Source organism: Thermomonospora sp. CIF 1 (assembly GCF_001896795.1).
Lineage (GTDB): Bacteria > Actinomycetota > Actinomycetes > Streptosporangiales > Streptosporangiaceae > Thermomonospora > Thermomonospora curvata.
In genome coordinates this window covers 473,389-486,182 of record NZ_MOYN02000023.1, presented here as the reverse complement: position 1 = coordinate 486,182, position 12,794 = coordinate 473,389, and the positions used below count along the sequence as shown (strand labels likewise).

Annotated in this window: 12 protein-coding genes; 7 read left to right on the top strand and 5 right to left on the bottom strand. The window is 72.1% G+C overall.

Annotation, left to right across the window (positions count from 1 at the left end; genetic code table 11):
- Nucleotides 1-7: 7 nt before the first annotated feature.
- On the top strand, nt 8-877 hold the full coding sequence (locus tag BUE48_RS20535; protein ID WP_286990762.1) for a biotin--[acetyl-CoA-carboxylase] ligase: 870 nt from the start codon (nt 8-10) through the stop codon (nt 875-877).
- A gap of 192 nt (nt 878-1,069) precedes the next feature.
- Complete coding sequence (locus BUE48_RS20530; RefSeq protein WP_012854437.1) at nt 1,070-2,116, top strand: adenylate/guanylate cyclase domain-containing protein; 1,047 nt, start codon at nt 1,070-1,072, stop codon at nt 2,114-2,116.
- A 77-nt stretch (nt 2,117-2,193) separates the two neighbouring features.
- Here BUE48_RS20530 and bfr read toward each other — a convergent pair whose 3' ends face one another.
- Together bfr and BUE48_RS20520 are read right to left on the bottom strand one after the other, a co-directional pair.
- A complete protein-coding gene (bfr, locus tag BUE48_RS20525) occupies nt 2,194-2,691 on the bottom strand; it encodes a bacterioferritin (protein ID WP_012854436.1) in 498 nt (165 codons plus the stop codon).
- 164 nt (nt 2,692-2,855) lie between these two features.
- Nucleotides 2,856-3,218: a (2Fe-2S)-binding protein gene (locus BUE48_RS20520; RefSeq protein WP_012854435.1), complete on the bottom strand. Its 363-nt coding sequence runs from the start codon at nt 3,216-3,218 to the stop codon at nt 2,856-2,858.
- 113 nt (nt 3,219-3,331) lie between these two features.
- Here BUE48_RS20520 and BUE48_RS20515 point away from each other — a divergent pair, with 113 nt between their 5' ends.
- The 3 genes from BUE48_RS20515 (at nt 3,332) to BUE48_RS20505 (ending at nt 8,163) form a co-directional block, all read left to right on the top strand.
- Nucleotides 3,332-5,374, top strand: a complete 2,043-nt coding sequence (locus tag BUE48_RS20515; RefSeq protein ID WP_286990761.1) for a glycogen debranching protein — start codon at nt 3,332-3,334, stop codon at nt 5,372-5,374.
- Nucleotides 5,375-5,772: 398 nt separating this feature from the next.
- A complete protein-coding gene (locus BUE48_RS20510) occupies nt 5,773-6,444 on the top strand; it encodes a response regulator transcription factor (RefSeq protein WP_012854433.1) in 672 nt (223 codons plus the stop codon).
- A 441-nt stretch (nt 6,445-6,885) separates the two neighbouring features.
- Entirely contained in the window at nt 6,886-8,163 is a 1,278-nt protein-coding gene (locus BUE48_RS20505) for a sensor histidine kinase (RefSeq protein WP_012854432.1), read from the top strand.
- 16 nt (nt 8,164-8,179) lie between these two features.
- Here the strand turns inward: BUE48_RS20505 and BUE48_RS20500 are convergent, their stop codons facing one another.
- The gene (locus BUE48_RS20500; RefSeq protein ID WP_286990760.1) at nt 8,180-8,815 is read right to left on the bottom strand and encodes a GtrA family protein; all 636 of its coding nucleotides are present in this window, start codon (nt 8,813-8,815) and stop codon (nt 8,180-8,182) included.
- 226 nt (nt 8,816-9,041) lie between these two features.
- Here BUE48_RS20500 and BUE48_RS20495 point away from each other — a divergent pair, with 226 nt between their 5' ends.
- On the top strand, nt 9,042-10,214 hold the full coding sequence (locus tag BUE48_RS20495; protein WP_083789909.1) for a 5-(carboxyamino)imidazole ribonucleotide synthase: 1,173 nt from the start codon (nt 9,042-9,044) through the stop codon (nt 10,212-10,214).
- Nucleotides 10,211-10,720 carry a 5-(carboxyamino)imidazole ribonucleotide mutase gene (gene purE / locus BUE48_RS20490; RefSeq protein ID WP_286990759.1) on the top strand — a complete coding sequence of 170 codons (510 nt, stop codon included), beginning with the start codon at nt 10,211-10,213 and terminating at the stop codon, nt 10,718-10,720. Before BUE48_RS20495 ends, purE begins: the two co-directional genes overlap by 4 nt.
- Before the next feature lie 3 nt (nt 10,721-10,723).
- Here the strand turns inward: purE and BUE48_RS20485 are convergent, their stop codons facing one another.
- Together BUE48_RS20485 and BUE48_RS20480 are read right to left on the bottom strand one after the other, a co-directional pair.
- Nucleotides 10,724-11,143, bottom strand: a complete 420-nt coding sequence (locus BUE48_RS20485; RefSeq protein WP_012854428.1) for a CoA-binding protein — start codon at nt 11,141-11,143, stop codon at nt 10,724-10,726.
- A gap of 13 nt (nt 11,144-11,156) precedes the next feature.
- On the bottom strand, nt 11,157-12,701 hold the full coding sequence (locus BUE48_RS20480; RefSeq protein WP_012854427.1) for a serine/threonine-protein kinase: 1,545 nt from the start codon (nt 12,699-12,701) through the stop codon (nt 11,157-11,159).
- Nucleotides 12,702-12,794: the final 93 nt, after the last annotated feature.

Sequence of the window (12,794 nt, the reverse complement as noted above, 5' to 3'; positions counted from 1 at the left end):
TGGGGGTGTGAGCGAGTCACCCTTCACCGACCTGGCCCGGCCACCGCTGAACGAGCGGGCGCTCAACCGGATGCTGGTGCGGCCCGAGTCGCTGTGGCGGCGGGTGCGGGTCGTCGCCGAGACCGGCTCCACCAACGTCGATCTGGCCGAGGCCGCCCGCCGGGGCGAGCCGGAAGGGGCGGTGCTGGTCGCCGAGTCGCAGCGCGCCGGGCGGGGACGGCTGGGCCGGTCCTGGACGGCGCCGCCGCGCTCGGGCCTGACGTTCTCGGTGCTGCTGCGCCCGCCCGTCGAGGCGGCGGCGCTGGGCTGGCTGCCGCTGTTGACCGGGCTGGCGGCGGCCGAGGCGCTGCGCCGCGTCACCGGCCGCGTCACCGAGGACCTCACCGAGGGTTCCGCGCGGCGGAACGGGCGGGCCGCCGCCTTGGACGTCCGCCTCAAATGGCCCAACGACCTGATGGTGGGCGACCGCAAGCTGGGCGGGATCCTCGCCGAGCGGGTGGGGGACGCCGTGGTCATGGGCGTCGGGCTGAACGTGAGCCTGCGCGAAGGGGAACTGCCGGTGCCGACGGCGACCTCACTGCTGCTGGAGGGCGCCGCCTTCCGGGAACGGGAGGCGTTGCTGCGGGCGATCCTGCGCGAGCTGGAGGACTGGTACCGGCGGTGGACGGCGCAGGGCGGCGACGCAGAGGGCAGCGGCCTGCGCGCCGCCTACCGGGACCTGTGCGCCACGCTGGGCCGGCAGGTCCGCGTCGTGATGCCCGGCGACCAGGAGATCACCGGCCGTGTCGCCGACGTCGATGCCGCCGGCTGTCTGGTGGTGGTCACGCCGGAGGGCGAGCAGACGGTCGGGGCCGGCGATGTGGTGCACGTTCGGTGACCGGAAGTGGGATGTTTCACGCTTGGGGCACCAATCCGGCCTCATTTCTGTCACGATATCTGGCGTGGGTCGGTACGTGCCCCTTGCTGGTGATCGAATCGGGTGGTGACTTGGGACGGGTGAAGACAGACGAGGTCCCGGCGGTGACGCGGCCGTGCGCCGAGCCGTACCGGCCTGTCGGGGGTCCGGCCGATGACGTCCGCGAGCGGCGATAGCGGCGGCCGCCCCCGGCCGGAGGGGGAGGAGGGCGTCCTGCCCGACCCCCGGCGGTTCGAGGAGCTGCTGCTGGGCGGCGAGCTGCGCTACAACCGGGTGGATGCGATCCGCCTCGGCGGGGTGACCAAGGAGTTCTCCCAGCGGCTGTGGCGGGCCTTGGGCTACCCGCACCTGAGCGATGACGCGGTGGCCTTCACCGACCGCGACATCGACGCCCTGTGCCAGCTGCGGCGCCTGATGGACGAGGGCGTGCTGGATGAGGACGGGGTGATCCGCCTGGTGCGCGCCTTCGGCCAGACCATGACCCGCCTGGCCGAATGGCAGGTGGACCTGCTCACCAGCCTGACCGGTCAAGACGAGCTGGAGCCGCCCACCCCCGAGTCGCTGCGCGCGCTGGCCGAGCTGGCCGAAAAGCACATCGATGAGCTGGAACCGCTGGTGGTGCACGCCTGGCGGCGCCAGCTGGCCGCCGCCGGCACCCGCGCGCTGGCGCTGGCCGCCACCGCCGGCGAGTCCGACGCCACCCGCCCGCTGGCCACCGTCGGGTTCGCCGACATGGTCTCCTTCACCCAGATGAGCCGCGAGCTGGAGGAACCGGAGCTGGCCCGGGTGGTGGAGCGCTTTGAGGAGACCACCGCCGACGTGGTGGCCTCCCGCGGCGGGCGCCTGATCAAGACTTTGGGCGATGAGGTGCTCTTCAGCGCCGACTCCCCCGAGCTGGGCGGGGAGATCGCCTTGAGCATCGCCGAGGCCATCAAGGACGAGACCGAGATGCCGGACGTGCGGGTGGGCGTGGCATACGGCCCGGTGCTGCCCATGCGCGGCGACGTCTTCGGCACCACCGTCAATCTGGCCGCCCGGCTGACCTCCATCGCCCGTCCCGGCACGGTCGTCATCGACGCCGAGCTGGCCGCCGCGCTGGAGAAGTCGGAGGATTACACCGTCACCCGCATCGTCCGCCGTCCCGCCCGCGGCCTGGGCATCATCCAGCCCTATGTGCTGCGCCGCGCCACCGGCCGCTGAGGCTCGGCCTCCGGCCGTCCCGCCCGTGCGTCGGCATGGCGAGAGCGGAGGGGACGGCCGACGTTCCGGCTTTCGGGTCAGGCGTCGCCGTAGTCGGCGTCGTCCGGGGAGTCGGTGAGGCGCTGCAGGTAGTTCTGCTCACCCAGGGAGCGGACGAGGCTGAGCTCGGTCTCCAGGTAGTCGATGTGCTTTTCCTCGTCCTCGAGGATGTCTTCGAAGATCCGCGCGGAGGTGATGTCGCCGCGCGAGCGCATCAGCTCGATGCCGTGCCGCAGCCGGGCCACCGCCTCCATCTCGATCGCCAGGTCCGCCTCCAGCTGCTCGAAGACGGTCTGCCCGATGCGCAGCGGGTTGATCTTCTGGTAGTTGGGCAGGCCTTCCAGGAAGAGGATGCGGTCGGTCAGCCGCTCGGCGTGCCGCATCTCGTCGAAGGATTCGTCCCGGGTGTGCTTGGCGAGCCTGGTGTAGCCCCAGTTCTGCTGCATCTTGGCATGCAGGAAGTACTGGTTGATGGCGGTGAGCTCGGCCGTGAGCTGCTCGTTGAGCAGCGCGATGATCTCCTTGTCGCCTTCCATGCGGTCCATGTTTCCACGCGGAAGGCTTATTAGGACAGCATAAATCCCCCGGTTGGCAATGAACATCACAGGACAACCGCCCATCCCGGGGTGGAGTGCGCGTTATGCCGGTTAGGGGTGAGTGGCGGGAATCCTCCTCAAAAACTCTCGGCGGCGGTGGTGGCCTATGCGGCCGACGAGCCCGGAACGGCAGGCATGCCGAGCGGGACCTGCACTCCCTGCAGCGGCGCCATGGGCGTGGGAGCGAACGGATCGGCGGGCGCCTCCTCGACCGGCGGCAGGTCGTCGACGGCCTGCACCGGCGTGGCGGCGCGGTTCTCCCGGACCATGGCATACAGCCGCCGGGTGCACACCCCGCAGCCGGGCTTCATGCCGCACGCCGCCTTGACCTCCCGGACCGTCCCCGCACCGGCGGCCATGCAGTTGTGCACGTCGTCCTCGGTGACTTCGTTGCAGATGCACACGTACATCCGGTCGGGGACCTCCCAGAAGGGCGCGGGGGCGCACAGCCGTCGGGGCAGCCTCATTAGGTAAGGCTTCCCTAAGGTAACCGATGGATGTCCGCTTTGGCCAGAGCCCCGTCCCGCCGTGTGGAGCCCGGCCGGCGGGGAAGGGACCCCTCGCATCGAGGAGGTGACCGGTGGGTGATCTCTGGCCGGGGCAGGCGTATCCCCTGGGAGCCCGCTTCGACGGGGCGGGAACCAACTTCGCGGTGTTCTCCGAGGCGGCCGAACGGGTGGAGCTGTGCCTGTTCGACGACGCCTTCGACGACACCGCACCGCAGGGCGGGGAGACCCGCATCACCCTGCCGGAAGTGGACGGCTTCGTCTGGCACGGCTACTTACCGGGCGTCATGCCCGGCCGGCGCTACGGCTTCCGGGTGCACGGCCCGTATGAGCCGGAGCGGGGACTGCGCTGCAACCCCAGCAAGCTGCTGCTGGACCCCTACGCCCTGGCGATCGAAGGGCGGGTGGACTGGCACCAGGCGTGCTTCGGCCACGCCTTCGGCGACCCCTGGTCGCGCAACGACCTGGACTCCGCCCCCCACACCATGCGCTCGGTGGTGGTCAACCCCTACTTCGACTGGGGGGACGACCGCCCGCCGCGCACCCCCCACTGCGAGACGGTGATCTACAGGGCCCATGTGAAAGGCCTGACGATCGCCCACCCCGACATCCCGCCGCGGATGCGCGGCACCTACGCCGGGCTGGGCCACCCGGTGATGACCGAGTACCTGCGCGAGCTGGGCGTCACCGCGGTGGAGCTGATGCCGGTGCACCAGTTCGTCCGCGGTGACCCGCCGGCGCGGCGGCGCCCGCGCACCGGCCGGGGCGGCGGCCCCATCGGCTTCTTCGCCCCGCACAACGAGTACTCCGCCTCCGGCGGCCGGGGCGAGCAGGTCCTGGAGTTCAAGTCGATGGTCAAGTCCCTGCACGAGGCGGGCATCGAGGTCATCTTGGACGTGGCCTACAGTCACACCGCCGAAGGCGACCACCTGGGGCCGACCCTGTCGTTCAAAGGCCTGGACAACCCCTCCTACTACCGACTGTCGGACGACGACCCGCGCTACTACGCGGGCGCCGCCGGCAACGGCTTCCTGATGCGCTCCCCCCACGTCCTGCAGATGATCATGGACTCGCTGCGGTACTGGGTCACCGAGATGCACGTGGACGGCTTCCGCTTCGCCCTGACCGCCGCGCCGGGCGAGGCCGGCCACCTGAGCGCCTTCTTCGACCTGGTGCAGCAGGACCCGGTGGTCTCCCGGGTCAAGCTGATCGCCGCGCCGCCCGGTGCGGGCGAAGACGGCCGCCGGGCGGGAGGCCTGCCGCCGCTGTGGGCCGAGTGGAACGTCCGCTACCGCGACACCGTGCGCGGCTACTGGCGCGGCCGGCCGGGCACCGTGCTCGACCTCGCCTCCCGGCTGGCCGGCTCCCCGGACTTGTACGCCGGCGACGGCCGCCGTCCCAGCGCCTCGATCAACTTCGTGACCGGTCACGACGGCTTCGCCCCAGGCGACCGGGCGCGTCGCGGCGGCCGTTCCCGAAAACGCGGCCGCGCGGAGCCCGCCGGCGCTCCGGCCCTGCGCGAACGCCACGAACGCAATCTGCTGGCCACGTTGTTCCTGTCGCAAGGGGTGCCGCTGCTCTTCCAGGGGGACGAGCTGGGCGGCGCCTGCCGCCGGGACGGCGAGGACGCCCGGGTGGACTGGCGGCGGCTGCGCGAGGACCGCCGGCTGCCGGACTTCGTGCGCGAGCTGACCCGGCTGCGCGCGGCGCACCCGATCTTCCGGCGGCGCCGCTTCGCACGGGGGCGGCCGCTCGCCGGGACGGCCGCCTCACCCCACGGCGACATCGGCTGGTTCACCCCCGACGGCCGGGAGATGACCGAACGCGACTGGCGCGCGCCGCGCGCCAAGGCCCTGCAGGTCTTCTTGAACGGGGAGGCGATCGGCGAAGCGGGCCGGCACGGCCGGCGCATCCGGGACGAGTCGTTCCTGCTGATCTTCAACGCTCACCCCGGTGAGCTGTGCTTCACGCTGCCGCCCGAACACTACGGCGCCTCCTGGAGAAAGGTTCTGGACACCGCCGACGCCCGGCCGGCCGAAGACGACGCGGCCGTCGTCAAAGCCGGTGACGTACTGCCGGTGGCCGGGTGCTCGATCCAGGTGCTGCGCCGCATCTGACGGCCGGGCCCTCAAGGCGTCCCCGCCGCCATGGCCGGCGTACGGGATGCAGCGGCGGAGAAGACGACCCGTTGCCGACCTTTAGTCCCAGAATCGCCGATGATGCCGGGACGCTCGCCTTTCGCGGCGGTTCGCGGAGGTGTTTGGGGACGGCCGCCCCGCGGCGCAGGCCGCTTCCCGGCGAAGCCGCCCACAAGGGCGGCACAACGCCCGTTCTGCCGGGCGACGGAGCGCTGCGCGCCGGGTGCGTGACTTCCGGCGTGGGAGGAGTCACGTACGGTTACTTCCCGGTTTGGGGGGTATATCTGTGTTCGCGGATGTACTACACGTGGCAAACCGCAGGTCAAGAGGCCCGCGGTGGCCCCGGAAACATTCATGAATAGCCATACGATGCCCACATGACGTCTGTACTGCTCGCTGAGGACGACACCTCCATCTCCGAGCCTCTCGCCCGCGCACTGCGGCGCGAGGGGTACACCGTTGAAGTCAGCCCCGACGGCCCCCAGGCGCTCGAAAGGGCGCTGGGCGGCGGGGTCGACCTCATCGTGCTCGACCTCGGGCTCCCCGAGCTCGACGGGCTGGAAGTGGCACGTCGGGTGCGCTCGGAAGGACACGGCGTGCCCATCCTGATCCTGACCGCCCGGGCCGACGAAGTGGACACCGTCGTCGGGCTTGACGCGGGCGCCGACGACTACGTCACCAAACCGTTCCGGCTGGCCGAACTGCTGGCCCGGGTGCGCGCCCTGCTGCGGCGGGGCAGCACCGAGACCCCGATCGTGCAAGGGGTGCGGATCGACGCCGAGTCGCGCCGCGCCTGGATGGGCGATCAGGAGCTCCAGCTCACCACCAAGGAGTTCGACCTGCTGCGGGTGCTGGTCCGGGACGCCGGCAAGGTCGTCACCAGAGAACAGATCATGCGGGAGGTGTGGGACACCAACTGGTGGGGTTCCACCAAGACCCTGGACATGCACATCTCGTGGCTGCGCCGCAAGCTGGGCGACGACGCCGCCAACCCGCGCTACATCACCACCGTGCGAGGCGTCGGGTTCCGCTTCGAGCGCGGTGACTGAACCCTTTCCAACACCTGGCCCAAGGCATCGGGGACGGGGCCCGGGCGGTCTCCGCTGCCGCGACGTTCCAGGTCGCGGCAGCGTCCCTGACTGCAAGGCCCCGTCCCGGCGTGCGGAGGCGGCGTGTTGAAAAGGTTCATCGAACCCTTTTCAGCCGGATCGTTCCCGGCGGCCGCATGGCGCACCCGGCCCGGCCGCGCGGGGACGCCGCGCTCTGCCGGCGGCGATGTCGAGAAGGGTTCATGGGGACCTTTTCCGCCCCGGCGACGCGACCGCGGCGCAGCGCGCGCCGGGTCGTCGTCATGACCGGCCGGCGTCGGCCGCGGGCCGACCGGAGAAGGTCCGACATTCAGGCCGTGGCCGTGCAGCGGCGGGCGGTGTCCCGAGCACCGGTCCCGCCCGCCGCCACGGCCGCGGATCCATTCGACCGAAGGAGGCCCCATGAGGCGCCGGCTGCTGCTGTCGACCCTCGCGGTGGCGGTAGTCGCCATCCTGCTGCTGGGCGTCCCGCTCGCCTACACCACGCACCGTCTCATTTACGAAGAGGCCCACCGGTCGCTCGAACGCGAGACCGCCACGATCCTCGGCGGGGTGCAGCTCAGCCTGAGCACCGGTCGCATGGTCACCGCCGACCGGGTCGCCCAGGGGTACCCCGGGCGGTACATCGTGATAACCCTGCCGGACGACACGGTGATGACCGCCGGGGAGCGTCCCCCCAAGGGCACCGAGCTGCTGACCCATTCGCGCACCGCCGGGGGGATCGGGGTGCAGGTCTCCCAGCCCGCCGCCGCGGTGCACGAGCAGGCGCTGCGCCAGCTGCTGCTGATCGGCGGCCTGGCGCTGCTGGGGTTGGCGGTCACCGTGGCGCTGGCCATGTTCCAGGCCCGCAAGTTCACCCTGCCGCTGCGCGATCTGGCCGAGACCGCCGACCGGCTGGGCACCGGCAACGCCCGGCCGCGCCGCCGCCGCTACGGCATCCCCGAAGTGGACCGGGTCGCCGAGGTGCTGGACCGCAGCGCGGTGCGCGTGGCCGACCTGCTGGCCGCCAGCCGCGAGTTCGCCGCCGACGCCAGCCACCAGCTGCGCACCCCGCTGACCGCATTGTCGATGCGGCTGGAGGAGATGGTCCGCTCCGCCGACCAGCCCGAGGTCGTCCGGGAGGAGGGCGCCGCCGCGCTCTCCCAGGCCGAGCGGCTGGTGGCGGTGGTGGAGCAACTGCTGGCCCGCGCCCGGCACGACCGCACCGGCACCGCCCAGCCGGTCGGGCTGGACGATGTGGTCGCCCAGCAGGTGGAGGAGTGGCGGCCGATCTTCCGCCGCGCCGGCCGGGACATCCATCTGACCGGCGAACGCGGACTGGTCGGGCTGGTCAGCCCGGCCGGGCTGTCGCAGATCCTGGCCACCTTGCTGGACAACTCGCTGGTGCACGGCGCCGGCACGGTCACCATCACCACCAAGAACAGCGCCGGCTCGGTGGTCGTGGAGGTCGGCGACGAAGGCCCCGGCGTGCCTCCCGAACTGGAACGCCGGATCTTCGAACGCAGCGTCAGCGGCGGCGAAGGCACCGGGCTGGGCCTGTACCTGGCCCGCTCGCTGGCCGTGGTGGACGGCGGCCGGCTGGAGCTGCTGCAGGCCCGTCCGGCGGTGTTCGCGGTGTTCCTGCGCCAGGTCAACGAGATACAGCTGGCCGAAGAGCCGGTGGTGGTGGGCCCCACCTGATAGGCGCCGGGGTCTTTCAGCCGCGGCGATCGCCCACCGAGGAGGGGGCGTGCTCGTGCACCCGGGCGCCGCCGGAGGCCGCCCGCCATGCTCCGTGCGAGGCTCCGTGCGAGGCGGCCCCGTTCACGGCCGCCCCGTTCACCGGCTTGCCGCCGGCCGCCTGCGGCCGGACGGCCTCGGCGGGCTCGGGAAGCCCGGAGGCCGGGTCCACCGGCGGCGCCTGCACCGGCAGGAACACCCACTTCTTGTAGGACCAGAACCGGAACAGCGTGGCGATCCCGGTACCGAGGATCAGCGAGGCGTTGTAGGCCACCGGGTCGTCCAGGCCCAGCCCGTAGTGCGTGAACCCGATCACCAGATTGGTGATCACCAGCCCGACGCCGTTCAACGCAAAGAACAGCACATACTCGCGGCCCATCCCGGACCGGTCGCGGTGCCGGAACGTCCAGTACCGGTTGGCCAGGTAGGCGAACGTGGTGGCGACCACGGTGGCCACGGCGTTGGACTTCAGCGGCCCCAGATGCAACCCGAACTGCAGGGCGTTGGCCGTGCCGATGGTGATGACGAACGCCATCGCGCCCACGCTGCCGAACTTCGCGAGCTCGCGCACCAGGTGCTCGAACCGCCGGTAGAGATTGGCGATCAGGCTCACGAAGAAGAACCGTCCTTCCGGCCGCGGGGCAGTGTCGCCCATCGAGAATAGAGCCACCCGAAGGCGAGGGCGCCCAAAGCGCGATCTTTCGGGTGCGCCGGGCGGCCGCCCGGCACCGGGTGTGCCCCAGAGCACGCCGCCCACACCAGGTGAGACGCCGTCCACGCCGGGTTCGTTCACCTGCGAGCGGGCCGATAACCTTCTCGGCGTGAGAGAACCAGGGCGGATGCCGGTCGTGGGGATGATCGGGGGCGGGCAGCTGGCCCGGATGACCCAGCAGGCGGCGATCGGACTGGGGACGCCGCTGCGGGTCCTGGCCGCCTCCCCGCAGGACTCGGCCGCGCTGGTCTGCGCGGACGTGCGGATCGGCGAGCACACCAGCGCGGCGGACCTGCGCTCCTTCGCCAAGGGCTGTGACGTGGTCACCTTCGATCACGAGCACGTCCCGCCCGCCCTGATTGAGGAACTGGAGTCGGCCGGCACGATCTGCCGCCCCGGTTCGGCGGCCCTGCTGCACGCCCAGGACAAGCTGGTGATGCGCGAGCGGCTGAGCGCCATCGGCGCGCCCTGCCCGCGCTATGCGCCGCTGCCCGCCGACGACCCCATGGCGGCCCTGCGGGCGTTCGCCGACCAGGTGGGGCTGCCGCTGGTGCTCAAGGCCACCCGCGGCGGCTACGACGGCAAGGGCCTGTGGATCCTGGACGACCTGGACGCCGGCGCCGCGGCCCTGGTGGAGCGGCTGCTCGGCGAGGGGGTCGCCCTGATGGCCGAGGAGCACGTGCCGTTCCGCCGGGAACTGGCCGCGCTGGTCGCCCGCTCCCCGCACGGGCAGGGCGCCGCCTACCCGGTGGTGGAGACCGTGCAGCGGGACGGCATCTGCCACGAGGTGATCGCCCCCGCCCCCGGGCTGGAGGAGGAGCGGGCCGTCCAGGCCCAGCGGCTGGCCCTGGAGATCGCCGAACGCCTCGGGGTGACCGGCCTGCTGGCGGTGGAGCTGTTCGAGCTGGAGAGCGGGCTGGTGGTCAACGAGCTGGCGATGCGCCCGCACAACTCCGGGCACTGGACGATCGAGGGCGCCCGCACCTCCCAGTTCGAGCAGCACCTGCGCGCCGTGCTGGACCTGCCGCTGGGCTCTGCCGAGCCCACCGCCCGCCATGTGGTGATGGCCAACGTGCTGGGCGGCGATGACGCGGACATCTACCCCCGCTACATCCACGTGATGGCCCGCGACCCGGCCGTGAAAGTGCACTTTTACGGCAAGCAGGTGCGTTTGGGCCGCAAGATCGGGCATGTGACCGCGCTGGGCGACGACCTGGAGGAGACGCTGGAGCGGGCCCGCCACGCCGCCGCCTACCTGCGGTGGGGCCCGGCGCTGGGACCGGCCGAGGAGGGAAGATGACGGCACCGCTGGTCGGCGTGGTGATGGGCAGCGACTCCGACTGGCCCGTCATGAAGCAGGCCGCCGAGGCGCTGGAGGAGTTCGGCGTCCCGTATGAGGCCGATGTGGTCTCCGCGCACCGGATGCCGCACGACATGATCGCCTACGGCGCGCAGGCCGCCGAGCGGGGCCTGCGCGTGATCATCGCCGGGGCGGGGGGCGCCGCCCACCTGCCCGGCATGCTGGCCTCGGTGACCCCGCTGCCGGTGATCGGCGTCCCGGTCCCGCTCAAGCACCTGGACGGGCTGGACTCGCTGCTGTCCATCGTGCAGATGCCCGCCGGCGTCCCGGTCGCCACCGTCGCGGTCGGCGCCGCCCGCAACGCCGGGCTGCTGGCCGTGCGCATCCTGGCCGCCTCCGACCCCGAGCTGCAGGCCAAGATGCGCGACTTCCAGCAGGACCTGTACCGGCAGGCCAAGGCCAAGGGCGCCCGGCTGCGCGAGTCCCAGGGGGCCGAGGGCGCCTGAGGTTCAGTGGCGCAGCGCCCACTCCACCGCCGGGCAGCGGTCCATCACCACGTCCAGTCCGGCCGCCAGCGCCCGCTCGGCGGCCGCCTCGTCGATCACGTCGAACGGCATCCACACCGCCCCGGCGCCCCGCGCGATCGCCTCGTCCACCACCTTCCCGGCGAACTGCGCCCGCCGGTACACGCCCACCACGTCGATCTCGATGTCGGCGGGGATGTCGGCCAGCGTCGCATAGGCCCGCTCGCCCAGCACCGCCTGGGCCTGCGGGTGCACCGGGATGATCCGCTTGCCCCGTCCCTGCAGCTTGCGCGCCTGGTCGTAGACGGTCCGGGCGGGGTTGTCGGACAGCCCCACAAAGGCCCAGGTGCGTGACTTCTCCAGCAGCCGTGTGATCACATCCGGGTCGGCGTATCGCTCGTTCATGCCCGGCACAACATCAGGAACTGTCCGGCGCTTCCCATAGGGAACCGGCGAAACGCCGTACCGCCGCCTCGACCTCCTCCCGGGTGGCCTGCACCTCCTTGCCGCTGAGGATGAGCATCCAGCCGGTCTGCTTGCCGCCGGCGTCCCGTTCCCACCGGTAGAAGATGGGCGGCTGCGCGTCGGGCACGAACCGCATCAGCAGCCCCCAGGAGTCTTTCGGTGCCCCCAGCGCGTCGTGGTAGTGGCGGACCTGGAGCTGTCCGATCCGCTCCCAGGGGTAGAAGTCGGTGTGTTTGAAGCGCTTGCCGTAGATCTGGGTGATCCCCGTCTGGTCAATGACGTTTTCGGTCGGCCCGAGGGAGGCCCTTATCGAGGGAGGGCTCAACATGAACACGCCGCAGAGGGCCAGCAGCCCGCCCACGCAGGCCGCGAGCAGCACGAACACCGTCTTCAGCGCCCCCCGCCACCCGGTTGTCTCCACCCAGTCCAGGCCGATCGCTGAGGGCACCAGGGGCGCGAATTCCTTCAGCAGGAATGCCCCGATCCCGACGAGAAGCAGATAGAACAAGCACTCCCCGAGGGTGTATGCGACGTTCCGCCTGATGTGGGGGAAGCGGGCCTCGCCCGGCTGCCCGGTCCCCTGGGGGAGACGGACCTGGTCCGGGGCGACGGTGGAGGCCGGCGGCTGCGTGGGCGTCCCCTCTGCGGATGCGGGCCGGGACCGCTCGGGGAGCCGTACGGTCTCGGCGTCGGCCTCGCCCGCGGGCAGGGCCAGCCTGCTCAGCAGCTCCTCGGCGGTGGGGCGGCGGGCGGGGTCCTTGTCCAGGCACTCGGCGACCACCTCCCGCACCCAGCCGGGAAGCCCGTCGAGTTGCGGCTCCTGGTAGACGATCCGGTAAAGCAGGACGTGGGCGGGTCCCTTGCCGAAGGGAGCGACGCCGGCGGCGCGCGACAGCACCGTCCCGAACGCGAACACGTCGGCGGGCGGGCCGACCTGATCCCCGGTGATCTGCTCGGGCGCCATGAAGCCGGGCGTGCCGACCGTGCCGCCGGTGCGGGTGAGCGTGGTGCCGTCCAGGGCGCGGGCGATGCCGAAGTCGATGACGCGCGGCCCGTCCTCGGCCAGCAGGATGTTGGACGGCTTGAAGTCGCGGTGCACCAGCCCGGCCCGGTGAATGGCCTCCAGGGCCTCGGCCAGCCCGGCGGCCAGGCCGCGCAGCGCCTCCTCGGGCAGCGCCCCGTGCTCGGTGAGCACCTTCGCCAGCGACGGCCCGGGCACGTAGGCGGTGACCAGCCAGGGCGGGTCGCCGTCCGGGTCGGCGTCCACCACGGGGGCGGTGTGGAACCCGCCGACCCGGCGCGCCGCCGCCACTTCGGCGGCGAACCGCCGCCGGAACTCGGCGTCGGCCGCCAGCTCCGGCCGGATCACCTTGACGGCCACCGCCCGCCCGCCGGGCGAACGTCCCAAGAAGACCCGGCCCATCCCGCCGGCGCCCAGCCTGGCCTCCAGCCGGTACCGGCCGACCATCTGCGGATCGGTGCTCGCCAGAGCCTCCACGCGGCTCGTACCTCCAACCGTGGTGTCGGGCGGGGCGAACCCCGTTCTATCGCGGCCTCGCCGCCGCTGTCATCGCCACCGGCCGCGGGCCCG

What these genes read in the sequence shown, in the direction of transcription:
- BUE48_RS20485 (WP_012854428.1), bottom strand. Translation starts at nt 11,143, where the DNA reads ATGAACGAGCGATACGCCGACCCGGATGTGATCACACGGCTGCTGGAG.
- purE (WP_286990759.1), top strand. Translation starts at nt 10,211, where the DNA reads ATGACGGCACCGCTGGTCGGCGTGGTGATGGGCAGCGACTCCGACTGG.
- BUE48_RS20530 (WP_012854437.1), top strand. Translation starts at nt 1,070, where the DNA reads ATGACGTCCGCGAGCGGCGATAGCGGCGGCCGCCCCCGGCCGGAGGGG.
- BUE48_RS20510 (WP_012854433.1), top strand. Translation starts at nt 5,773, where the DNA reads ATGACGTCTGTACTGCTCGCTGAGGACGACACCTCCATCTCCGAGCCT.
- bfr (WP_012854436.1), bottom strand. Translation starts at nt 2,691, where the DNA reads ATGGAAGGCGACAAGGAGATCATCGCGCTGCTCAACGAGCAGCTCACG.
- BUE48_RS20520 (WP_012854435.1), bottom strand. Translation starts at nt 3,218, where the DNA reads ATGAGGCTGCCCCGACGGCTGTGCGCCCCCGCGCCCTTCTGGGAGGTC.
- BUE48_RS20495 (WP_083789909.1), top strand. Translation starts at nt 9,042, where the DNA reads ATGCCGGTCGTGGGGATGATCGGGGGCGGGCAGCTGGCCCGGATGACC.
- BUE48_RS20505 (WP_012854432.1), top strand. Translation starts at nt 6,886, where the DNA reads ATGAGGCGCCGGCTGCTGCTGTCGACCCTCGCGGTGGCGGTAGTCGCC.